The organism is Vicinamibacteria bacterium (assembly GCA_035620555.1).
In the GTDB taxonomy this organism is placed as follows: Bacteria; Acidobacteriota; Vicinamibacteria; order Marinacidobacterales; family SMYC01; genus DASPGQ01.
Genome location: DASPGQ010000243.1, coordinates 1 through 22,776, shown reverse-complemented (window position 1 = coordinate 22,776; position 22,776 = coordinate 1). Strand labels below are relative to the sequence as shown.

Annotated in this window: 17 protein-coding genes; 10 read left to right on the top strand and 7 right to left on the bottom strand. The window is 62.9% G+C overall.

The genetic code is table 11. The features are described from left to right. The first annotated feature begins 181 nt into the window (after window positions 1-181). From VEK15_10315 to VEK15_10285, 7 genes are all read left to right on the top strand, one after another. A complete protein-coding gene (locus VEK15_10315) occupies window positions 182-1,084 on the top strand; it encodes a universal stress protein (protein ID HXV61077.1) in 903 nt (300 codons plus the stop codon). A 179-nt stretch (window positions 1,085-1,263) separates the two neighbouring features. Then, window positions 1,264-2,862 carry a metallophosphoesterase gene (locus VEK15_10310; GenBank protein ID HXV61076.1) on the top strand — a complete coding sequence of 533 codons (1,599 nt, stop codon included), beginning with the start codon at window positions 1,264-1,266 and terminating at the stop codon, window positions 2,860-2,862. A gap of 11 nt (window positions 2,863-2,873) precedes the next feature. Then, the gene (locus tag VEK15_10305; GenBank protein ID HXV61075.1) at window positions 2,874-4,667 is read left to right on the top strand and encodes a hypothetical protein; all 1,794 of its coding nucleotides are present in this window, start codon (window positions 2,874-2,876) and stop codon (window positions 4,665-4,667) included. Next, complete coding sequence (locus VEK15_10300) at window positions 4,664-5,413, top strand: hypothetical protein (GenBank protein HXV61074.1); 750 nt, start codon at window positions 4,664-4,666, stop codon at window positions 5,411-5,413. Before VEK15_10305 ends, VEK15_10300 begins: the two co-directional genes overlap by 4 nt. A 66-nt stretch (window positions 5,414-5,479) precedes the next feature. After that, window positions 5,480-5,680: a dodecin family protein gene (locus VEK15_10295; protein HXV61073.1), complete on the top strand. Its 201-nt coding sequence runs from the start codon at window positions 5,480-5,482 to the stop codon at window positions 5,678-5,680. A gap of 214 nt (window positions 5,681-5,894) precedes the next feature. Beyond that, the gene (locus tag VEK15_10290; GenBank protein HXV61072.1) at window positions 5,895-7,067 is read left to right on the top strand and encodes a DUF3500 domain-containing protein; all 1,173 of its coding nucleotides are present in this window, start codon (window positions 5,895-5,897) and stop codon (window positions 7,065-7,067) included. A gap of 85 nt (window positions 7,068-7,152) precedes the next feature. Then, on the top strand, window positions 7,153-8,316 hold the full coding sequence (locus VEK15_10285; protein HXV61071.1) for a hypothetical protein: 1,164 nt from the start codon (window positions 7,153-7,155) through the stop codon (window positions 8,314-8,316). Window positions 8,317-8,387: 71 nt separating this feature from the next. On the opposite strand, the gene VEK15_10280 is transcribed toward VEK15_10285, so the two are convergent. Then, the gene (locus VEK15_10280) at window positions 8,388-10,163 is read right to left on the bottom strand and encodes a choice-of-anchor Q domain-containing protein (GenBank protein ID HXV61070.1); all 1,776 of its coding nucleotides are present in this window, start codon (window positions 10,161-10,163) and stop codon (window positions 8,388-8,390) included. A 377-nt stretch (window positions 10,164-10,540) separates the two neighbouring features. Between VEK15_10280 and VEK15_10275 the strand changes: the two genes are divergently transcribed. Further along, window positions 10,541-11,860, top strand: coding sequence for an alpha-L-fucosidase (locus tag VEK15_10275; GenBank protein ID HXV61069.1), 1,320 nt, complete (start codon window positions 10,541-10,543; stop codon window positions 11,858-11,860). 40 nt (window positions 11,861-11,900) lie between these two features. Here VEK15_10275 and VEK15_10270 read toward each other — a convergent pair whose 3' ends face one another. Further along, window positions 11,901-14,309, bottom strand: coding sequence for an ABC transporter permease (locus tag VEK15_10270; GenBank protein ID HXV61068.1), 2,409 nt, complete (start codon window positions 14,307-14,309; stop codon window positions 11,901-11,903). A 103-nt stretch (window positions 14,310-14,412) separates the two neighbouring features. Here VEK15_10270 and VEK15_10265 point away from each other — a divergent pair, with 103 nt between their 5' ends. Continuing rightward, complete coding sequence (locus tag VEK15_10265; protein ID HXV61067.1) at window positions 14,413-16,299, top strand: sulfatase; 1,887 nt, start codon at window positions 14,413-14,415, stop codon at window positions 16,297-16,299. An 11-nt stretch (window positions 16,300-16,310) separates the two neighbouring features. Here the strand turns inward: VEK15_10265 and dps are convergent, their stop codons facing one another. From dps to VEK15_10240, 5 genes are all read right to left on the bottom strand, one after another. Beyond that, the gene (gene dps, locus VEK15_10260; protein ID HXV61066.1) at window positions 16,311-16,802 is read right to left on the bottom strand and encodes a DNA starvation/stationary phase protection protein Dps; all 492 of its coding nucleotides are present in this window, start codon (window positions 16,800-16,802) and stop codon (window positions 16,311-16,313) included. After that, window positions 16,799-17,221 carry a transcriptional repressor gene (locus tag VEK15_10255; GenBank protein ID HXV61065.1) on the bottom strand — a complete coding sequence of 141 codons (423 nt, stop codon included), beginning with the start codon at window positions 17,219-17,221 and terminating at the stop codon, window positions 16,799-16,801. Before VEK15_10255 ends, dps begins: the two co-directional genes overlap by 4 nt. Before the next feature lie 170 nt (window positions 17,222-17,391). Then, a complete protein-coding gene (locus VEK15_10250; GenBank protein HXV61064.1) occupies window positions 17,392-20,562 on the bottom strand; it encodes an efflux RND transporter permease subunit in 3,171 nt (1,056 codons plus the stop codon). Continuing rightward, window positions 20,559-21,626: an efflux RND transporter periplasmic adaptor subunit gene (locus VEK15_10245; protein HXV61063.1), complete on the bottom strand. Its 1,068-nt coding sequence runs from the start codon at window positions 21,624-21,626 to the stop codon at window positions 20,559-20,561. Before VEK15_10245 ends, VEK15_10250 begins: the two co-directional genes overlap by 4 nt. An 8-nt stretch (window positions 21,627-21,634) precedes the next feature. After that, complete coding sequence (locus tag VEK15_10240; protein HXV61062.1) at window positions 21,635-22,216, bottom strand: TetR/AcrR family transcriptional regulator; 582 nt, start codon at window positions 22,214-22,216, stop codon at window positions 21,635-21,637. Between the two features lie 307 nt (window positions 22,217-22,523). On the opposite strand from VEK15_10240, the gene VEK15_10235 reads away from it, so the two are divergent. Further along, window positions 22,524-22,776, top strand: a 253-nt coding sequence (locus VEK15_10235) for a hypothetical protein (GenBank protein HXV61061.1), incomplete at its 3' end; no start/stop codon positions are given.

Genomic DNA, 22,776 nt, shown 5'->3' with positions numbered 1-22,776 from the left:
CGCCATCGGGCTGCTTCGTGGGCATGAGATGTGAGCACGCAGTGCGAATAATTGCCGCGCCGTAGGCAGTCCGAGCCGTGGCGGCCCGATCAATCGCGGGTCCCGCCACGGCATTGAATACTAGAGTGCCGCACCGAACGCCCGGATGGTGTAGCCTTGCCTTGTTCAGAGGAGAGAAACCATGCACCTGCGCCGCATCCTTGTTCCGACGGACTTTTCCGGAGCGGCCGAGCGCGCCCTCGAGCAGGCGATGGTGCTCGGGCGCCGATACCAGGCCGAGATTCACCTGCTGCATCGACCGGTTTACCGCGTTCCCGAGCTGCCACCGCCCGACATCGACGGAAAGCAACGGGCGGAAGCGCTCGATCGGATTTTGAGTCAGTATTTCGAGGATCCGCGACGTGAGGCGGAGGAGCATCTCGGGCGACTCGTGAAGAGAGTCCGGGAGAGCGGCTTGGCGGCGGATTCTACCCTGGAGGGCGCACGCGAGCCCTACAATGCGATCGCGCGGTTGGCAGAGGATTGGAAGCCCGATCTCGTCTGTATGGGCAGTCATGGAAGGGAGGGGATCGAGAAGCTTCTGATGGGAAGCGTCGCGGAGAAGGTGCTGCGGCATCTCTCCTGCCAGGTGCTGATGCTTCGCGACAGCACGGCGATAGCGGGGGAAAGCGGTTCGTTGCGGGTTCTCGTTCCCGTGGATTTCAGCGAGCATTCGCAGCGCGCCCTGGGCGTGGCTCGCGAGCTCGCGACCGATTTCGGCGGGAGGCTCCACCTGCTGCACGTGGTCGAGCTCCTCCACACCCCCTTCGCGCCCGGCGGCTTGACGAGTCCTCTCGAGGCCGAGCCCGAGCTTCGGGGAAAGCTTCAGGATGCGCTACGCGGCATGCTCGGCGAAACGCCCGGAGAGGTCACGGTGGCGGACGGGAACATCGCCGGACAGATTCTTCACGAGCGGGAGAAGCACGCGGACGAGATCGTCGTGATGGGCTCGCGCGGTCTCTCAGGCTTGAAGCACCTGCTGATAGGAAGCGTCGCCGAGCGCGTCGCGCGCTTCTGCGAGGCGCCCGTATGGGTCGTGAAATAACGTTCCCGGGGCCCGGATGCCGCCGCTCCGTCCGGGTTACTCCGGGGTGGAGTGTGGGTGTGGATTGGTGTACCAGAAGGGTGCCTGCTCCTGGAGGCGCAGGTCGAGGTGCCCGAAACGGGACGGGCCCAGCACCGTCCCCGCGTTGGCCCCTTCGTTTTCCCGCACGGAGCTGAGTCATGTGGAAACGAGGATCCTTCCTCCTCGTGGTCCCGGCGTTCCTTGCCTTCGTCGGTCCCGCGCTCGGTCGGGCGCAGGAAGTTCCTTTCGAGTTCGAAGCTCCGGCACGCATCGTTGCCGTGGGTGATGTCCATGGGGCTTACGACAACTTCGTCAGGGCGCTTACGAGAACGGGACTCGTCGATGACGGGCACCAATGGATCGGCGGTGCCTCCCATCTGGTGCAGACGGGCGATGTGCTCGACCGGGGGGCGGAATCACGCAAAGTCATGGACCTCTTGATGTCCCTCGAAGGTCAAGCGCAGGCGGCTGGTGGGAGAGTCCACGCCCTCATCGGAAACCACGAGCTCTGGAACGCCGTGGGACACCTCCCCTACGTTTCCGAGGGAGAGCTAGAAGCCTTCGCGACTGACCGAGACGAGGAGCTTCGCAAAGAGTCCGGACTCGACGCTCATCCGGGAGAGCTCGCCCTTCGCGAGGCCTATGGCCCAGAGGGAGTCTACGGGAGATGGATCCGGAAGAACAACGCGGCGGTGAAGATCGGAGACTACGTCTTCGTCCACGGAGGGATTATGTCCCCTAGTGCGGAGCTCGGTCTTGGAGAGCTCAACCGCCTCGTACGAGAAGCAATGAATGAGACAAGCTGGCCGACGAGCTTCGCCAACGAGGACGACGGCCCGCTCCTCACGCGTTTCTATTCGAGCGATGACCTCCTTGCCGAGGAGCTTCCCGCCCGCGAAGCCGAGCTCGAGGTCGTGCTCCAATCCCTAGGCGCCCGAGCGATGATCATGGGTCACACCGTGACGTACGGGCTCATCGAGCCGCGCTTCGACGGTCGCGCGGTTCTCATCGATGCCGGCATGCTCGACGTCTATTTCGGCGGCCGCGTGGCAGCCCTGGTGATCGAGGGAGATCGCTTCTCGGCCGTGTACGATAAGGGATCGGTCCCCTTGTCAAGGACCCTCGAAGGGGAGGAGGGTGCGCTCTACCTGGAAGCGGTCGCCGCCGCGTCGCCCGACGACGCCGCTCTCGGTCATTGGCTCGGCGTCGTCCGATGCCGTGAGGGGCGTCTTGCCGAAGGGTTGGCGCTGCACGAGACCGTCGGCGTTCTGGAATCGGACGTGCGCATTCCTTACATCTGGCGACGCGACGCCGCGGATTGCTTCGAGAAAGCGGGCGAAGCGGCCAGGGCGAAGGACCTCCGCATCGCCTACCTCGAGGAGCTCGGCAAGGTTCCCGGGCCCTACTATTGGAATCGGTTTGCCCGGGAAAGCCTGCGGTTCGGCTACGACGTCGATCAGGCGTTCGATGCGGCCGCGCGCGCGGCCTCGGCAGCGCCAAAAAATGCCGCCTTCAAGGAGACGCTCGCCTGGGCGTATCTCGAGAAGGGTGACGCCCGGCGGGCTCAGCGGGTCCTGACGGCGGCACGACGCCTCCGCGACGGCGAGAGTTTCGAGAGTCTGTTTCTGATGGGCCGCGCCCATCTGCTGCTGGGGAACGAGGAGCAAGCGCTCGCGAGCTTTCGGGACGCAGAGCGCGTCGAGCCCGGTCGCCCCGAGGTCGAGGCGGCGATCGCGAAGCTGGTCGAGAAAGAGTGAGGAGGTGACCGATGCCGACTCCGTGGTGGATCCCCATGATCTGGGCGGTCACCGCGATCGCGCAACCCGGCAAGGCCTCGATCTGGGTCGATGGGGTTCGATTTTCCCCGAACGAGACCGAGGTCTTCACCGACACCGTTGCCAAGATGGTGAGCGGAAAACGCGTCGAGATGGCCGATCGGCTCGAGGACGCCGACCTGCTCCTCCGGCTACGACTCGTCTCGACCCGCGCCGATATTACGGTCGGCGAGGAAGCTCGTCCTAGCAACTATGGTCTCGATCCCGCCGAGATAGAGGTCGATGCGCCGCCGACATCGGGCAGTTCGGCGAACGTCGAATGGACGCTGGTCGATATCGTCGGTGACCGCGTCATTCAGGAGAAGAGCGTCCGCTGTCGTCTTCCGTTGACCGAGCGCGATCGCTTGCAGGCTCCCATGCTGCGCGCGAGTCTCTCGGACGCGACGGACGAGGCCGAGAGATGGTTCGACGAGCGAGCGCCTGACGCCGTGCCGCCGGTGTTTGGACCGTCGGACGAAGAGCGACGTGCGCTCGGGCCTTCCGAGCTTGCGCACGTGCTCCGGCGAGAAGCGGCGGGAGCCTTGTTACGGGGGTACGAAGAGACGGGCTTGACACTGCTGGCCGATGCCCAGGCGCTCTACAAGCAGACGGGCCTTCGGCACGATGAGGGCCTGACGTGGGAGCGGCTCGCCGCGTCGATGCTCTCGACCGGACGGCCCGTCGAGACGGCGCTTTCCTACGCGGAGCAAGCGGTCAAGGTTGCGAGAGAATCGAGCGATTCTCGGGCCGAGCTGTGCGCTCTCGTGACGCTTGCCGTTGGCGAGGCCACACGCTACGACTACCCGCGCGCGCTCGAGATCCTCCAGGTCGCACGACGCATGGGTCGAAACGAGGGCGACATCGCGACCGAATCGGTAGTGCTCGCGGACATCGCTGCTCTCACCGCGGTTCGGGGTCGCTTCGATGCCGCAAGAGCTCAGCAGGAGCAAGCTCTCGCTCTTCTCGAGCGGGGAAGCCCGCGAATTGAAGCTCGACTCAAGCTCGCAATGGCCGTGGTTCAATCTCATCTGGACGCGCGCGACCGGTCCGAGACTCTCGGCGAGCTTTTGCGCCTTCGCGAGGTGGCCCGTCAGACGAACGACCTCGGGCTCGATAGGGACGTCGCTTTCGTTCTGGCGAACGTGCGGTTCAACACGACGGATTTGACCCTGTTGAACGAGGGAGAACTGGACGCGGTCCGCGCGCTCAAGCTCTCTCGCCGGCTCGGCGACCGAAGGGGTGAGGCCGCGGCACTCGCACTGCTGGGGGCGTTTTCCCTAAAACTTCTCCGGCCCGCGGAGGGTGCGGAGTACCTCGGCCGCGCTCTCGAAAGCGCCCGGGAGAACGGCTACGTCGAGATCGCGATCGATTCTCTCCACCTTCTCGGCGAGATGGCGCCGAGCGCGGAGAGGGGAGTCCTGTTCCTCGACGATGTGCTCCTGCTGCGCCGCGAAACGGGCGACCTGCCCGGTCAGATCCGCACGCTCTCGGACCAGAGCCGTTTGCTCGCGGGGCTCGGAGAGGGCGACGGCGCGTGGGCGAAGTACCGGGAAGCCGTCAACATTCTCGGGCGTTACGTCGAGGAGCGGCTCGGCGACCCCTTCAAGGAGGACATTCGCTCGAGCTTCATCGACACGCTGAAGACTCTCGTCGCCACGAGGGCGGAGGCTCCCTTTCTCGAAAGGTATCTCGAGATGCGCCACCTGATGATCACGCGAGAGCCCGCGTGGATGGAGGAGATGCGATGACCCTGTGCGCCTTGATTGCCATCCTCACCGCGACGCAGATTTCAGAGCGCGAAATCTTTCTGCTCGAGGCGGCGATCGTCGGGCAACAGGTGATCGAGACGGGCATCACGCTTCCCGAGATGCTGGAGCTCGAGAGAAACGGAGTCCGTCGACGCGCCGCCTTCAAGACTCGCGACATCGAGATCCCAAATCAACTCGTCACCGTGGGACGTGAGCAGCAGCATGGCCTGAGAGATTCCTGGAAATTCGAGGTCGCGGCGTACGAGCTGGACAAGCTGCTCGGGGTCGGGATGGTTCCGGTAACGGTCGTGAGATCGATTGACGATCACCAGGGAGCGGTCATCGACTGGGTGGACGGTGTGCTGCCCGCGTTCGAAACATCCCCCGAGGGATTCCGCCTCGACGAGTGGGAAGACGAGGTCGCCACCATCTGGGTGTTCGACTACCTTGCGTACAACATCGATCGGACACCCGACAATCTCCTGATCACCGAAGGATTCGAGGTCCGCTTGATCGATCACTCGCGCGCTTTTCAGCGATTCGTCGTGCCGATGCGCCCGCTCGTTCGCTTCCCGAAAAGGGTCATCGATGCACTTCGGATTCTGGGAGCGGACGACTTTCGATCGGCTCTCGGAGAGTATCTGACACGAGAAGAGCTCGAGGCTCTTCTCGAGAGACGAAAGCGCGTCCTCGAGCGAGTCGACGAGCTCTTGTCCAAACGAGCGGAGTCCGAGGTTCTCTTCTGAGACTTGACTTTGTCGGTGCGAGCGGACAACGTTGGGCCCGAACGAAAACCGCTCAGGGAGGAGACTATGGCGGCCATCAAGATCATCGAGGTGCTAGGTACGTCGGAAAAGTCCTGGGAAGACGCTGCGGAAGAAGCTCTCAAGGAGGCGAAGAAGAGCGTTCGGAACATCACCGGGCTCGAGCTCGTCTCGCAGACTGCCAAAATCAAAAACGGCGCCGTTTCCGAGTACCACGCGACCTGCAAGATCGCGTTCAAGGTCGATTGACGGCGTCGCGATTCCCCGGGTCGGCCGTTCGGGGCTGATTGCACCAATCTCGGCCGGACGCGTGCGATGCGTCGAGCCGGATGGGCGGGGTAATCTGGCCGGTGCGTGCCGGCCGCCGCGCTCTTCGGGTCGTTCCCACCAAGGCACTCCGGGCGGATAACGACGGGTCCTGCAGCTTTACCGACAAACTGTTACGATCCCGGCGACGGAGGCGATGATGATCAAGAAAGCCGCGCTTTCACTCCTCGGTACGGGAATCGCCGTTTACGCCCTCGGCCAGGGCCTCTCGGCGCTGCGCCAGAAGGCGCTCGCGGAGCCCTTCAAGGGAGTCACGACCAGCGGCACGATTCGCCCGGGACTGTTCCCCATCCGCGCGACGGGCGTTTCGACCGAGCCGGTAAAAACCGCTGCAGAAACGTTTCTCTCATCTCTCACTCGGGAGCAGCGAGAGAAGACGCGGTTTCCCGTCGACGATATCGAATGGCGGAAGTGGGACAACGTGCACCGAGCGCCGCGTGAGGGAGTTCCCTTCGGCGAGATGGACGCGCCTCAACGGGAGTCCGCTTACGGGTTGCTGCGCGCGAGCTTGAGCGCCAAGGGACTGGAGAAGACCCGCAACGTCATGCGACTGAACGAGCACCTTGCGGAGCTTGTGTCGAACCACGAGGAGTACGGTGAAGGTCTCTACTTCATCACCGTGATGGGCGAGCCCTCGATGACCGAGCCCTGGGGTTGGCAGCTCGACGGCCATCATCTCGTGATCAATTACGCGATCCTCGGCGATCAGGTGGTCATGACACCTACGTTCATGGGCTCGGAGCCGGTGGAGGCTCTGTCGGGAAAGTACGCGGGCACGTCGGTTCTTCAAGACGAACAGAACAAGGGGCTCGAGCTCGTGCAGTCACTCGACCCCGCGCAACGGGCTCTCGCCATCCTCGATATCGAGAAGACGCGAGGAAACGCTCTCGCCCAGGCGTACAACGACAACCTGGTTCTCGACTACGCCGGGATCCCGGCGAGCAAGCTCACTCAGGCTCAGCAGACGCTGCTTCTCGGCGTGATCGAGGAGTACGTCGGCAACCTGCGCGACGGGCACGCGAAGATCCGGATGGAAGAAGTGAGGACCCATCTCGACGAGACCTACTTCGCCTGGATTGGAGACGCCGGTCCGGACGCGGTCTTCTACTATCGAGTTCACAGTCCCGTGATCCTCGTCGAGTTCGACCATCAGGGGCCCATCGCCCTCGACGGTCAAAGAGACGTGCCAACCCGACGGCACGTTCACTCCGTGGTCCGCACGCCCAACGGCAACGATTACGGCAAGGATCTTCTCCGGCAACACTATGAGACGCACAAGCACGATCCCACTCACGGGCACGTGCCTTGAGATCGAAACCGGCGGCGCTTACTAGCCGCGTTTCGCGGCGTTGCGGAGTGCGCCACACCTGAAGACGCCATAGCCGGGAGTCGCTGTGAGCGCGCCGAGAGCGGTCGTCTTCGCGCTTCTCGCGGTACTCTCGGTCCTCGCCAAAGTCTACCTGGCGGGTCTCGGTCACAACTTCGATCTGGAATCCTGGGCCCTGTTCGCTCAGCTCATCCAGGACGGGAAGAACGTGTACGCGGAGACCTACCGAAACCCCTACGGGCCCGTTTGGGGCTACGTCTGCGCGGTCACCAGCACCCTTCAAGTTCTGTTGCTCAAAAGCCACTCACTAGAAGATTTCCACCGTCTGATTGCGCTGTGGCTCTCGCTCGTGGACGTCGGCATCGCTTTCTTGCTGGTCCGTCGCTTTTCGATGGTCGTCGGAGCTCTGTTTCTCCTCAACCCGGTCTCTTTGCTGGTCAGCGGTTTCCATTCGCAATTCGACAATCTCGCGGTTCTTTTCGCGCTTGCCGCCTGCATCCTTCTCGACCGCGACCGAGATGCGTCCATCGCGAGAACGGCTCTTGCCCTGTCGTTGCTCGGGCTGTCTCTCGCGGTGAAGCACGTTCTCATTTTCTTGCCCTTCTGGTTCTTCATTCGCCCCCAATCGTCACGGCCGAGACGGCTCGCAACCCTGACCCCGCTCCTGATCTTTGGCGCGAGCTTTCTTCCGTTCATTCGGGACGAGCGCGGTCTCGAGGGCGTCATCGAGCACGTCTTCCTGTACGACTCGTTCCATCTCGACGGGTTCTTCCCCCGGCTGGTCGACACCGTGATTCCGGTGAAGACGATCGAAGCGCTCTTTTCCTGGGTGCCGGTCTTCTCCGGATTCAAGCTCGTGTTTCTGCTGGCGATGTTGCTGGCCGGGTTGGCTGTCCGATTCGAGAGCTACACGGCGCAGCTCCTCGTATATCTCGTTGCCATGGTCGTGTTCGCGAGCGCCAACGCCGACCAGTACCTCGCCATTCCCCTGGCGGCCTGCTGCGTATTCTGGCGAAGGCTTACGATGTGGTGGTACGTGTCGCTCAGCACGCTCTTCCTTGCGGCCTCGCCGGCGAACATCGGCATGCTGCCCGGCATGAGCACCTACGCGGACGCCGTGCGCACGCTCGGTCTCGATCGGTCCCATCCCATCGCCGCCCTGCTGGTGTTCCTGGCTTCCTACGTATTCAAGATTGGGCGCCCGCGAGGGGCGAAGCGCATTGCGCGTTGAGGGTCCGCCGGAGCGCTTGCGCCCTCTGACCGCGCTTTGGAGCGCGGGCCAGCGTCGAGGAAACCTGCCTCCTAAGGGCTCGAGCGGCCCTGAAGCGTCAGAGATTCGGGACTCAAGATCTGCAGGTTGGGGTCGATGCCGAGTGTCACGGGAGCATCCAGCCCGAAATGGACGCCGTTGTCGAGACCGACCATTGCCCCAGCGAACAACGTGAAACTTCCAGGCATCTCCACCGAAAAGTCGGGACCCAACTGTGCGGTGTGGCACGTATACCAGGTCACCGGAGAGGTGATCACGTCATTGGCCAGGACCAGAGGGCTACAGCCGATGAACTCGAAGGCGCCACTGTCGCAATCTCCCACTCGGCCGGCGCCGCGCTGATCCTCGGGCAGGCCGCATGGCCCCGCGGCATCGATGGCATTGCTGCCCGCCAAAATCTCGTGGGTCATCGTGGGACCGCCATTGTCCTTGAGCACCGGGTCCAAGCCGGTGAGCGTGTCCGGGATCGTGCCGCAGGTCATGTCCGTCGCGAAGTTGTTCCCTCCGTCAGTGACGGGGTCGCCGCCGCAGTTCCCGCCCATCGTGTTGGCGAACAGGCTGTTGATGAGGCTCAGGGGCGCTGAGTAGCCATTGAAGATGCCCCCACCATCGGGACCCGCCGAACTTGGGCTCGCCGTGTTGCCTGACACCGTGGTGTTGGTCAGGGTCATGGAGATTCCGTTGAAGATGCCCCCGCCAAAGCCTCGGAGGCTGTAGTCCAAGGGGTCGACGGCCGTGTTGCCTGACACCGTGGTGTTGGTCAGGGTGGCGGTGCCCGCCGAACCGCGGGCGGACAGACCGCCCCCGAGCGCGACGTCGATCGGGTTGGGTGTGACGCTGTTGCCCGAGATCGTGCTGTCGGTGACGACCACGGTACCGCCGTAGGTCCCGATGCCCCCGCCGGCATAGAGGGCCGCGTTTTCCGACACTGTAGTTCGGGTCACGGTAAGGTTGCTGGCAATATTGTAGATGCCTCCGCCGGCATAGGTGGCCGTGTTGTCCGACACAAGGCTGTCGTACACGTACAGACCAGCCCCGTAGTATCCAAAGTAGCCGTTGAGAATGCCCCCACCCCGGGTGGTGGCCGTGTTGCCCGACACCGTGCTGCTCGTCAGGGTCAAGATGGCGGCGTTGGCGATGCCCCCGCCGGCAACGCCCACCGTGTTGCCCGACACCGTGGTGTTGGTCAGGGTCAACGTGCCATTGACGTTGACTACGCCACCGCCGAAAGACGCGGTGTTGTCCGACACTGTGCTGTTCGTTAAGCCCGCGATACCGCCATTGTTGAAGACGCCCCCTCCGGAATCCGTCGCCGTGTTGCCCGTCACCGTGGAGTTGTTCAGCGTCAGGCTCCCGCCATAGTTCAAGATGCCCGCAGCGTCGTGTAGCGCACCGTTGCTGACAGTCGTGTTGTCGAGGGTCAGAGTACCGGTTGGTCCCACGTGGAAGATCCGGAACTCCGGCACCATTGCACCCCCATCGCGCATTACGGTGAAGCTGTTTCCCTTGATGGTGATGTCCGTCGAGACGCTGGGTAACCCGTTGCCCAGTCCATCGAGGGTGTTGTTCACTTCCGTAAGGGTCACGTCGCCGCTCAGGTGAATCTCGTCCGCCCCCGAGCCCGCGGTGCATCCGCCCACGGCCATATCGGTATTGGCGGCGTCGATCGCATCCACTAAGGTGCAGCCACCGTCCACCGTGATCACCGCCGGGAACGCCGTCTGCTGCATCACCACGAGCAGAGCCACCACCAGATGCCCGGGTCTGCGGGCCGTGCGCCCCTTCCGCCGCCGCGTGCGAGCCGTCATCGGACGCCTCCTTCTTCACTGAGTGGAGTACCAGCTTCTGAGGAGAGATCCTTAAGATGTGGTGGGCACCATACTCCCGCACACTGCCTGGGTCAAGCACAACATCCCCTTTGGCGGGCTCGATTCGCCGCTCGGAGCGGCGGGGCTCGCTCGGGAATCGAAAGTATCGCGAATGCGAGACGCAATCCTCACCGCGCCGATCCCGATCCCATGGTCCACCCCGAATCCTGTATCGTACGGTTGCTTTGGAGTGACCCAATTGCGCCATCTCATTGCGTCCCAGTACTCGCGAAACCAGGTCCCCGGAGGTTTGCCGTGTCGCCGGGAGACAACAGGACTCGTTGCTTAGGGATTCGCAGCACGTGACGCCAAGAAAAATGGGACTCAGAGCTGCTTTCGCCGCGATGGCCCTCTACGCTTCCGCCGCCGTGGCCCAGGATCCACAGACCGAAGCCCAGGAGTGGTTCCGCGAGGCGCGCTTCGGAATGTTCATCCACTGGGGCGTCTACAGCCTTCTGGGAAAAGGGGAGTGGGTGATGGAGAACGACCGGATGACGGTCGAAGAATACGAAAAGCTTCCCTCGCGATTCGACCCGGTGGACTACGACCCGGCCGAATGGGTACGCATCGCGAAGGATGCGGGAATGCGCTACATCACCATCACGTCCAAGCACCACGACGGCTTCGCGATGTGGGACTCGAAGGTCAGCGACTACGACATCGTGGAGCGGACGCCTTACGGAAAGGACGTCTTGAAGACGCTCGCCGAGGAATGCCGGAAAGCCGGTTTGAAGCTCTTCCTCTATCACTCGCACCTCGACTGGCATCACTTCGACTACTACCCTCGAGGAAAGACGGGGCGCCATGCCGGGCGGCCGGAGTCGGGAAGCTTCGACGCCTATCTCGAGTACATGAATGCCCAGGTGGCCGAGCTCGCGGGGGGAGACTACGGTGAGCTCGGAGGGTTCTGGTTCGACGGCTGGTGGGATCAGCACGTAAACGAGGCCGACAAGAACGACCGTTCGACTCACGTCGACTGGAAGCTCGAGGAGACCTACGACCTCATCCATCGGCTTCAGCCTGGAGCACTCATCGGGAACAACCACCACGTGGCCCCATTTGAGGGCGAGGGGTTCCAGATGTTCGAGCGCGACCTTCCGGGCGCCAACACCTTCGGCTACAACACGACGGAGGTGGGTACCCTGCCCCTCGAAACCTGCGACACCACCAACGGCTCCTGGGGATTCAATGCCTCGGACCGGGATTTCAAGAGCACGAAGGATCTCGTTCACTATCTCGTCCGCGCCGCGGGTCACGACGCGAACCTGCTTTTGAACGTCGGGCCGACACCCGAGGGGACGATTCCTTCCGAGGCGGTGGATCGGCTTCGCGAGATCGGCGTCTGGACTCGTACCTTCGGCGAGACGATCTACGGTACTCGGGGCGGTCCGATGCGCCCTCAGTCCTGGGGAGTGGCGACGTCGAGAGACGGCGTCGTCTACGTTCACGTTCTTTCCGCGGATGCCCCCGAGCGCCTGGTCCTTCCCGGAACCGCGGACCTCGCACTGAAGGACGCTCGCCTCTTTGGATCCGGCCGCGCGATCGGTTTCACGCGTCAGCCTGACATAGTCTTGCAGCTACCTCCAGACGATCGGAATCCCATCGACACCATCGTCGTCTTGCGCCCGACGCGGTAGCCGAGTCGAATCGCGACGGGCTTCTCCTCGCGCTTTGCGGCTACTCGGTCGTAAGCGCTCTGACCGGCTGGATGCGGGAGGCTTTCCGCGCGGGAAGGTAGGTCGCGGCAAACGCCACGGCCGCGAGGACGGTGACGACGGTCAGCACCATCTGGAGTGTGACGCCGGTCGTGCTCACGAACGTCGAGCCCACGAGCCGGGTAAGGGCGAAGGCGAAGGGCGTTCCCAGGAGGAGGCCGAAGAGGGCGAGTCGCATTCCCTGCCGGGTGACGAGCCCTACGACGTCTCTTCCCGCGGCGCCCAGCGCCATGCGGATTCCGATCTCCCGCGTCTTCTGGGCGACGCCATGGGCCATGACCCCGTAGATACCTATCGCCGAGAGTAACAACGCGGTCGAGGCGAAGATGGTGAGAACGACGGCAATGATCCTGGGACCGGAGAGCTCGGTTTCGATGTGCTCCGCCAGGGTCTGGACCTTGCTCACCGGCTGCTCGGGATCGACGGCCCAGATCGCCGAGCGCAGGTCGGGCGCGAGAGCGGAGGGGTCCCCTTGCACCCGGAGGGCGAAGCTCTTCGTCCGAACCGGCTGTTGCTCCATCGGAAGATAGATCACCGGTCCGAGCTTTCCGCCTTCATCGGGCATCCTCGCCTGATAGATGGTCTCCGAGACGCCGACGATGCGGCGCGGTGTGCCCTTCACGACCAGCCGCTTTCCCAGCGGATCCTCATCGGGAAAGAACTTCTCGACGAAGCTCTCGTTGACCACCGCGACCGGCTCCGAGTCCTCTCGATCCGCCAGGGTCACTCCGCGACCCGCGCGGATCGACACCCCAAGGGTGGTGAAGTAGGTCGCGTTAACCGCCTGGAAGCCGCTGACCGGTTCCTCGTTGTGCCGCAGCGGCGCGCGTCCTTCGATGGTGAATTCCGTCGCACCCGAGGCTCGGCTTCGCGGAAGCTCGTTCATCACCGCGACCCCGGTGACACCGGGAATCTCCGAAAGCCGGACGGAGACCTCGTGGTAGAAGCGCCGGACGTCGGCGTCGTCGGGATGCCGATCCTCCGAGAGGGTGAGCTGCGCGGTCAGAAGGCGATTCACCTCGAATCCGGGGTCGGGCATGATGTACTCGCGGAAGATGTTCATGAGAGCTCCGGAACCGATGAGAAGCGCGAGAGCGGCCCCGATCTCGGCGACGACGAAGGCGTTCCGGAGCCGATTCCGTTTGCGGGTAGCGGTCCCGCCGCGGCTCGACTCCCCCAGGGCTTCGCGGAGATCGTCGGCGAAAGTGTGAAGGGCGGGCGCGATCCCGAAGATCATTCCCGCGATCATCGACGTCGCGAGCGTATAGAGGAGCACCGTTCGGTCCATTTCCGGAAGAAACGAAAGTGGAAGCTCGGCGGGCATGGACTGCCTCACCCATCGCACGCTGTAAACCGAGAGAAACGCACCCAGGGCCCCTCCCAGGAGGGCGAGAATCGAGCTCTCGGTCAGGAGCTGCCGCAGGATACGCGACCGCCCGGCTCCGAGCGCGCTGCGAACCGCCACTTCCCTCTGTCGGGCCTCGGCGCGCGCGAGGAGAAGATTCGCGATATTGGCGCAGGCGATCAGAAGAACGAATCCCGACACGGTGAGCAGGATGTACATGAGGAGCGTGTCCGTCCGGCCAGGGAAGTAGTCGCGGAGGGGCATGGTGATGGCGCGATAGCCTTCGTTTTGCTCCGGAAGCTCCCCCGCGAGCTGGCTCGAGATCGCGGTAATCTCGGCTTCCGCTTCCTCGGGCGTGCGACCCTCCTTCAGGCGGCCCAAGACCAGGAGCGCACGCTCGCGATCCGAGCTCCGGTCCTCCCAGCTCGTGGGAACGAAGAGGTCCACATTTGCGGGAAGGAAATCGAAGTCCTGAGGCATCACTCCGACGACCTCGAAGCCCTTACCGTCGATGGTGACCACCTCGCCGAGAATCGAACGAGAGGCGGCGAAGTAGCGTTGCCAGAATGGATAGGAGAGAACGGCGACATTTCCCGCGCCGGCGACTCCCTCCTTCTCGTCGAAGTCTCGGCCGAGCAGAGGGCTTCGATCGAGGACGCGGAACGTCTCGGGGCTCATCTTCACCAGGCGCACCCTCTCCGGCTCGTCTCCGCCGGTCAGATTCGCTGGCAGCACGTCGTAGGCGACCAGGCGATCGAAGACGGTGGCCCGTGCCCGATAGTCGAGAAAGTTCCCGGGAGAGACCCATTCATCGTCCGTGCTCTTCGCGTGGATTTCAGAGATCAGGACCAGCTCGTCCTGGTCCGGAAACGGGAACGGGGCGAAGAGAAAGCCATTGGCCACCGCGAACGTCGTGGTATTGGCCGAGATTCCCAGGGCGAGGGAGGCTGCAGCCACCGCGGCCACGACCGGGGTTTTCGTCAGCATTCGGAGGCCGTACCGCATATCGAGGAGAAAGTCACGCATACTAACGATTACGAAGATTGCTCGCCCCGGGTTTCCGGAACTTTACCGCGGGAGGATCCGAGACATTGAGGTCGCGCCTGCCCCACGCGATAATGACGGATCGATGAGGAAGGGCACCTGCCTACCCTTCTTGAAAAGGGTCGTCGCGTTGGCGAGCTCGCTTGCGGTGATGGGATGCGAACGTCCGATCGACCTTACGGAGCTCGTGGCGGGCGCAGGCAAGACGTCGCCGGGAGCGGTCTTTGCCGCCTTTCGTGACCACTCCGAATGGACCGGGGAGATCGAGCTCGGAGGGCAAACCCTTCCGTCGATCACGCCGCCGTTTCCGTCCGAGATCACCTTCGACGTCGTCCTCCCCGATCATGCCGAGCTCGAGATGTCCGTGGGTTTGCTGACCGAGCGACGCATTCCCAGAGCCCGCGTTGACTTCGAGGCCGACCTGGAAATCGGTCAAGAAACGATTTCGATCTTCCGCCGCGAGGTGCGAGAGATGGACCACAACCGGTTCCACCCCGCGCGGGTCGATCTCGGCGCCTGGGGGGGCAAGCCCGTTCGACTCACTCTCAGGGCCCGGCCGATGGTGTCGACTCCCCGAGCTCCCTGGGCGGATCGGATTCTCACCGCCTGGGGAAACCCCGTCATCAAGCCAAGAGCGATACAGCCCTTGGCCGAATCGGAGCGTCCGTCCTTCGTCGTTCTTCTCGTGGATACTCTGCGTGCTGATTTCACCGGCGCCTACGGCTTCCCCGGACCCATTTCTCCAGCGATCGATCGGTTGGCGCTGGAGTCGGTCGTTTTCGAGAACTGCTTCGCCAACGCTCCATGGACCAAACCCTCGGTCGCGACGCTCTTCACGTCACTCTATCCCGAGGTCCATACCGTGAAGGAGATGGGATTGCGGGAATGGGATGGCGACGCCGGGCAGCTGGAAGCTCTGCCCCAGGAAGCCGAGACCCTTGCCGAGCTTCTCCAGGAGGCCGGCTACGATACCGCAGCCTTCGTAAGCAACCCTTTCGTCTCCCCCCGGTACGGGTTTTCGCAAGGTTTCGATGTCTTCGAACGGCGGGTAAAAACAACCACGATCTTGAAGGCAGCGAGGCAATGGATCGACGAACGAGGAGACACTTCAGCTCCGTTTTTTCTCTACCTGCACTTCATGGACGTTCACGGGCCCTACGACCCGTCCCGAAGAGACTTCGAGACCATTCGCGATCTCGTCGACCCGGGCATCGACGCTCGGCTGACCACGGAAGAATATGCTCACATCCCGGCCTATTTGAGGGACACGGATTGGGCCGATGACGAGGAACGTTTCCGACTGAGATCCTGGCACGCCAAGTACGGAGCCGGCGTGATTGGTTTCGACCGGAAGGTCGGTCCGTTTCTCGATGACCTGCGGAACCGGGGCATTCTCGATCGTACCTACGTCGTGTTCACCTCCGATCACGGAGAAGAGCTGATGGAGCATGGAGGCTGGAATCATGGCGAGAATCTATTCGATCATCAGCTCCACGTCCCGCTTCTAATTCGGAAGCCTCTGTCGGAGGACGCCGGACGGCGCGTCGATTCCCTGGTAAGCCTGATCGATCTCATGCCGTCGCTCTTGAGCCTCGCCCGAATCGACGAGTTTCCTGCCGCGGCTGGTCGCGACATTTCACCGCTCTTGGGGAACGAGGGCGACGTTCCACCGCAACCGGTATTCGCCTCGGCGGTCATCGGAAGTCCCGATTTGCATGGTGTGCGGACGCCGCGGCAGAAGCTTCTGTGGAATTTTTCGGGCAACGCCATTGCCATTTACGATCTCGTCGCCGACCCGCGCGAGCTCGACGAGAGGGGGAGCTCTCACGACCAGATTTCTGTCGAGCTTTTGAAGCAGTATCTCCGGGAGCACATGATCGATCTGACCGCGCGGGGCTCTTTGACGCCGGATACGATACCGCTCACCGACGAGCTTCGGGACCAGTTGAAGGCCCTCGGCTACGTTCGGTAGATTCTCTTCCTTCAGCGGTCGGCCTGCAGATGCGCCTCGAGGAACCAGAGCATCTTGTCCGCGCCCCGGGAAACCTCGGTGAAGAGGTCCGCGGTATCCGCGTCGCCCGCCTCGTCGGCGGCGTCGATGGCTTTCCGGACTGCCTGACCAAAGGCCGCGACCGAGCCAGAGAGCTCTTCGAGGTGCTCTTTGCCTTGAACCAGATCCAGGCCGTAGCTTCCGAGGCGAGTTCGTCCGGACACGCCCTTCAACGTTCCGTCGGCAATACCGCCGAGGGCTACCGCCCGCTCGGCCATGAGGTCCACCCACTCCGACGCCTCGTCATAGAGCTTGTCAAAAAGCTCGTGAAGGGAGATGAACGAAGGTCCCTTGACGTTCCAGTGGGCTTGCTTCGCCTGAAGGGCGAGGTGAATCGCGTCGGCAAGATTCTGATTGAGGAGGCCAATGATCTTCTCGCGGGTGGCCTCGTTGAGATCGTTCTTGGTCCTGTGCTTCACGGTCATTCTGTCTTTCTCCTTTTCCTCCCATTTCGCTTTCGCCCTCGTAGCACGACCTGATACTCGGAAACCTCGAAGTCTCCAAGCTTCGAAACGTCGGATACGCGGATCTCGTTCCACGGCACGTCGTAGATCCTTCCGGTCCTCTCATCGATGAAGTGATGGTGGCTCGTGACGTTGGCATCGAAAACCGCGTGTCCCCCGGTCATCGAGAAGCCCCGGAGCAAACCTTTCTCGACGAAGAGGTTGAGCGTGTTGTAGATCGTGCCCCGGGATACCATCGGAAAGCGTTTGCGGACTCGTGCGAAGACCTCTTCGGCCGAGGGGTGATCGTGTGTGTGAAGGACGTAGCTGGCGACCGCGACCCGCTGGGCAGACGGCTTGATGCCGTGATCGCGCAACAGGGGAGCGTCGTCATGGGTCATGTGGCTATAATAGATCTAAAATTAGACAAAGTCCAATTGTACTCGCAAGATCCCGCATAGGACCCGAAAGAGGTATCGGCGCGCTGGCCGGTGGGTTCATGATCCTCGCCGCTGCCGAGTCTGCAAGTCTTCGAGCGTGCGGCGGAATCGTGCCGACGGGTCCCAGATGATCAGCGGCTCTCCGCGGGGCGGAGCCATCCTGAGAAACGAGACGCGAGAAAGGAGCGGGCGTCGAGCGCCAGGCTGAACAGGGCCGGGACCAGAATCAAAGTGAACAACGTGGAGACCACGAGCCCTCCGACCACCACGCTTCCGAGACCACGATAGAGCTCGGATCCCGCACCGGGGAAGAGCACGAGGGGCAACATGCCGAAGACCGAGGTGCTCACGCTCATGAAGATCGGCCGGATGCGGTTTCGCACCGCCTCGCGGATCGCATCCTCGGGAGACATGCTCTCCTCCCGCATATGGTTCAACGACTGGTGGACGATGAGGATCGCATTGTTGACGACCGTTCCCACCAGGATGATGAAGCCAAGCATCGTGAGGACGTCGAGCGCCTGCAGAGTGAAGAGGTTCACCGCGGCTAACCCCAGGATGCCGCCGAAGGCCGCGAGCGGCACGCTGACCATGATGACCAGCGGGTAGAGAAAGCTCTCGAACAGAGCCGACATCAACAGGTACGTAATCACGATCGCCAGGAGGAAGTCCCACTTCAAGGTGGTGGCGGCCTGTGAAAGCTTGTCCGCGGTACCACTCAGCCTCACCCGGTAGAGCCCCCCGAGCTCACCGTCCCGGCGCAAGGGCTCGAAGACCTCCGCGTCCAGAATCTCCATGGCTTGCTCGAGCGGCATCGTTTCCGCCGGCGTGATTCGAAGCGTAACCGCGCGCTCGCGCTCCCGGTGGTTGATCTGGACCGGACCGTTGACTTCTTCGACCTCGGCGACCGAGCCGAGAGTCACGAGCTCGCCCGCGGGTGTGGCGATGGGTAGCTCCGCGAGCCGATGGGTGCGGCGCTCGCCATGGCCTTCGCCAACGACCTTGAGATCGATCTCCCGCCCGTCGAGCTGGTAGTCGCTGGCCTTGGCGCCGTCCACGAGGGCGCTTACCGCGAAGCCGAGCTCTCGATTGGAGAGGCCGAGCTCCGCGGCACGGCGGCGGTGCGTGACGACGCGAATCTCGGGGTTATCGAGATCGAGCCCCGGGATCGGCCGCCCTTGAGCGCCGGGAAGCACCTGCATCGTCTTCATGAAGATACTGCCTCCGAGCGCCATCAGCTTCTGGAGATCCGGGCCGGTCACATCGATGTCGATGTTCCGCCCCTCGTCGAAGCCCCGTTCGAAGATGCTTCTCTGATTCACCACGACGATCGCCCCGGGAAGCTTCTGGTTAAGGCTCATCATCAGTGGGATGAGCTCGCGGGTGCGCAGAGGATCCCGCGCTCTGACGCCGATGAACGCCTGGTTGTGGAGTGTGACGAAGAAGAAACCCCCGATTCCGCCGCCCGGCTGCTGGCGGGCTTCGGGTGAGCCGGGCTCCGACTCCCACAGCGCCTTGAGGTCCTGCTCGTACAAGGATCGGAGGGCCGACACCTCGTCCAGGTTGTAGCCCGGGGGAGGCAGCATGATGCCGAACAGAAAGTTGTTGTTACCCACCGGGAGATATTCCGTCTTCGGCATGAGGAGCAAGCTTCCGCCGACGGCGACGATGAGGAACCCCGAGACGATCGCGAGTCGCCTCGGGATCGACGCGTTGATCCAGGCGACCATGCCACTCACGAGATCGGCGAATCGGCCCGCCTTGGAGAGCAGCCGGCCGAAGCGCCCCGGCGCGCGGCGGTTGCTCGTCGCCGTCCGCAGGATTCTCGCGGAAAGGCTGGGAATAACCGTGATCGAGACGACCAGGCTCAGAGCGACGGCACAGCTTATGGCGAGGGCGATGTCACCGAAGAGCTGCCCTACCTCTTCCTGGATGAAGATCACCGGAACGAACACCGCGATGGTCGTCAAAGTGCTCGCGAGAACGGCGCCCCACACCTCCCGGGCGCCGTCGTAGGCCGCGCTGAAGAGCGGTTTGCCCATTTGTCGGTGGCGGTAGATGTTCTCCAGCACCACGATGGAGTTGTCCACCACCATACCCACGGCGAAGGCCATTCCCGCCAGGCTGATCACGTTCACCGTGCGGCCAAAGGCGTACATCATGAGGAAGGTGCCAATAACGCTGATCGGAATGGCGACCGCGATCACGAGCGTGCTCGAGCCGCTTCTCAGATAGAGCAGCAAAACCACGATCGCCAGGATGCCGCCCACGACCAGACTCTGCTGCACGAGCGTGATGGCACTCTCCACGTACTCGGTCTCGTCGTACACTTGAACGAGCCGAAGCCCTCGAGCCCCAAGGAGATCGTTGTTCAGACGGTCGACGGCGTCTCTGAGTCCCTCCATGACCTCGAGCACGTTCGAGCCCGTCTCGCGGATCGCGTTGATGGCAATGACTTGCTGGCCACGAGTAAAGACCTTGGCCGCGGGTTTGCGAAATCCAATTTCCGCCCGGGCCACGTCGCGGACGTATACGGGTACTCCGTCGCGAACGGCCACGACGATGTTCTCGACCTCGCTAGGCGAGGCGTACTCACCGATGGTGCGGACGACGTAACGTCTCTTTCCCTCGTCGAAGTCGCCCCCGCTGTAATTGCGGTTCTCGCGCTCGAGCGCGCTGCCGAGCTCCGTCCAGCCAATGCGGCGCGCGGCGAGCTTCGCCGGGTCGACGATGACCTGAAGCTCACGCTCTCTGCCGCCAAAGATGTTCGCGAGGCCGATGCCCGGAACCCGTTCGAGGGCAGGCTTGACGGTCTCGTCCATGAAGTCGTAGAGGGTCGAGATGTCTCCGTCGTAGCCATTCTCTTCCGTCGGGACGAGCATGAACCAGGCGACGGCGTTCTCGGCGAAGCCGACGCTCGTGATGATGGGCTTCTCTGCATCGCTCGGATAGGACGGGACTTGCTGCAATCGGTTGGAGACCCTCAGGAGAGCGGCATCGATGTCCGTTCCCACGGGAAATGTGAGCGTGATGGTCCCCTGGCTATCGGAGCTCGTGCTCTCCATCTCCAGGAGCCCTTCCAGCGACTTGAGCTGTTCCTCCTGCTCGTCCACGATCTCGCGCTCGATCTCTTGAGGGCTGGCGCCGGGCCAAATGGTCGTGACGGTGATGTTCGGATCCTGGACCTCGGGCGTCAGCTGCACGGGAATCTGGAAGAGCGCGAGCGTCCCGAACAGCACGAGCAGCAACACTCCGACCGCGGTCGAAGTCGGAAACTTGATGGCGCTGTCGATTACCTTCATGGCTCAGGGTATCGGAGGGCCTCGGCAACAACCTTCTGGCCGGGTCGGATGCGCTCGTTACCTCGGGTGATGACCTTCGCGCCCTCGGGGAGCTGACCGTCCACGACCACCCACTGCCCGACGCCGATCCCGGTCGAGACCGGCACCTGGCTCACCGTCTGATCTTCGCCGAGAACGTAGACGAAACGGTCTCCGCCACGGGAGATGACCGCGTCTTTCGGAACGAGCTGCTCGGGTCGATGCTTGCCGGCTTCGAGCTGGACCTGGGCCAACATGCCCACGCCAATGACTCCGTCCGGGTTCTCGACCCGGATGCGCATCGGGAACGTTCGCGACGCGTCGTTGGCCTTGGGCACCAGGCTCACGACCCGTCCTTCGAGCTCCAACTCGGGAAGCGTCTCGAAACGGATCGCCGCCGTTGCTCCCGATCGAATCTGCGCGTAGTGGCGCTCGGGAACGTCGATGCGAATCTCGAGTACATAGGGCGATATCAGCTCGACCACGGTCGCACCTTTCGCAATCCACTCCCCCACCTCGGTGGCTTCACGGGTGACGACGCCCGAGAAAGGGGCCCGAATGGTGGATCGTTCGATGTCGAGCTCGGTACGTTGGATCTCGGCTTGCAGACGGTCGGCACGACCGCGCCAGGCCTCGTGCTCGAAGCGGGCATCGTCGAGCTGCTCCCGGGAGAGGACCTCCTGGTCGTGGAGCTCCTGGGCTCTTTCGAGCTGGCGTTCAGCGAGCGCCAGGCGCGCTTCGGCCTCACGCTTGTCGGCACGCGCCCGCACGAGCACGAGCTCGAGCTCGGCGCTTCGTAGTTTGGCCAGGGGCGCGTCCTTCTTGACGTGCTGACCTTCTCGCACGAAGAGCTCATCAACGACCCCCTCGACTTCGCTGGCCACTTGGCTCGATTTCGGAGCCTCGACCGTCCCCGGCAGATCGATGGCGCGTGCGACCGCTTGCGAGCGTACTTCGGTGTAACTCACGCGGCTCAGCGGCCCGTCGTCGCTTGCGAGGACCTGGCCTGCGGCAAGAAGCGGCAGGCTCGCGAAGAATCTCCACATCGTGTCAACTACCTCGACTTTCCAACAGGGGCCATCAGACCCAGTTTGATTTGCTTGATGATCGTGGTGAACTCGCGAGGACCCTGGGAGCGAGCGATCTGCAAGCCCCCCTGTAGTGCGGCGAGCAGCACCACGGCCCGCTCTTCGGGCGAGCCCTCGAAATCCATCGATCCGGTCGACCTTCCCTCGGCGAGCACGCGAGCCAGCCAGCGTTTAGGCGTCTCGTACAACTGGCGGAGAACGTCTCGCGCCGCCTCGGGAAGCAGGTTCAATTCGGCCTGAAGCGAGCCCAGCGGACAAATCTTGTTGCCTGATTCCATTATGGCGGTGATGGAATCCAGATAGGCTTCCAGTTTTTCCCAAGGCGTGTGCTGGTTGGCGTCGATTTCGTCGAGTCGCTTCTTTTGCCCGAGACGATAGCGCTCGGTGAGCGCCACCAGGAGATCGTCTTTCGTGGGGAAATGATGATGAATGCTCGCCTTTCGAATGCCCAGCCGATCGGACAGATCCTGGTAGCTGAACGAGGTGAAGCTCCGAGTCAGGAGGAGCTCCGACGCCACCCGCAGAATCTGAGCCTTTCGGTCGTGCACGTCCTCCAGCCTACCTCGGGGTAGCTCTGGCCACAAATGGTATCGGCTTTTTCAAGCAATTATTTACGTCGATCGAACCAACCTACTAAGAGGTAGGTTGTAAGCTTCACTCACAGTGAGGTTTCTCTGAGATAGCACCAGTGTAACCAAACGTTCACCCGAAGCCGGAAGACGAATGTAAGACCCACCGCGTGGACCGGGTCATCCCGGTATACGGGAGAGCTCCGGTACCCGTTCCCTTTGCGCTCGATCGGACAATTGCCAACTCTGGCAGGAGCCGCGGGCGGTACGTTAGAATCGCGGCCCGATGCGCTCGGGCTTCCTTTCCAGTCTTGTTCTCGGAGTATGCGCGCTCCCTTCGGCGAGACTGATGGCGGCGACGCGACATCTCGTCCCGAACCGAGTGGACCCAGGTGTCATCTTCGTCGACGGCGTGCTCGACGAGGCGGAGTGGGGCGAGGCACCTATCGCGAGCGAGTTCGTTCAGAACGATCCCCGAGAAGGTGAGCCAGCGACGTTCGAGACCGAGGTCCGGATCCTCTACGATGACGAGAACCTCT

Coding starts and splice junctions, on each gene's coding strand:
- VEK15_10315 (HXV61077.1), top strand. CDS start 182: ATGCACCTGCGCCGCATCCTTGTTCCGACGGACTTTTCCGGAGCGGCC.
- VEK15_10310 (HXV61076.1), top strand. CDS start 1,264: ATGTGGAAACGAGGATCCTTCCTCCTCGTGGTCCCGGCGTTCCTTGCC.
- VEK15_10305 (HXV61075.1), top strand. CDS start 2,874: ATGCCGACTCCGTGGTGGATCCCCATGATCTGGGCGGTCACCGCGATC.
- VEK15_10300 (HXV61074.1), top strand. CDS start 4,664: ATGACCCTGTGCGCCTTGATTGCCATCCTCACCGCGACGCAGATTTCA.
- VEK15_10295 (HXV61073.1), top strand. CDS start 5,480: ATGGCGGCCATCAAGATCATCGAGGTGCTAGGTACGTCGGAAAAGTCC.
- VEK15_10290 (HXV61072.1), top strand. CDS start 5,895: ATGATGATCAAGAAAGCCGCGCTTTCACTCCTCGGTACGGGAATCGCC.
- VEK15_10280 (HXV61070.1), bottom strand. CDS start 10,163: ATGACGGCTCGCACGCGGCGGCGGAAGGGGCGCACGGCCCGCAGACCC.
- VEK15_10275 (HXV61069.1), top strand. CDS start 10,541: ATGGGACTCAGAGCTGCTTTCGCCGCGATGGCCCTCTACGCTTCCGCC.
- VEK15_10270 (HXV61068.1), bottom strand. CDS start 14,309: ATGCGTGACTTTCTCCTCGATATGCGGTACGGCCTCCGAATGCTGACG.
- VEK15_10265 (HXV61067.1), top strand. CDS start 14,413: ATGAGGAAGGGCACCTGCCTACCCTTCTTGAAAAGGGTCGTCGCGTTG.
- dps (HXV61066.1), bottom strand. CDS start 16,802: ATGACCGTGAAGCACAGGACCAAGAACGATCTCAACGAGGCCACCCGC.
- VEK15_10255 (HXV61065.1), bottom strand. CDS start 17,221: ATGACCCATGACGACGCTCCCCTGTTGCGCGATCACGGCATCAAGCCG.
- VEK15_10250 (HXV61064.1), bottom strand. CDS start 20,562: ATGAAGGTAATCGACAGCGCCATCAAGTTTCCGACTTCGACCGCGGTC.
- VEK15_10245 (HXV61063.1), bottom strand. CDS start 21,626: ATGTGGAGATTCTTCGCGAGCCTGCCGCTTCTTGCCGCAGGCCAGGTC.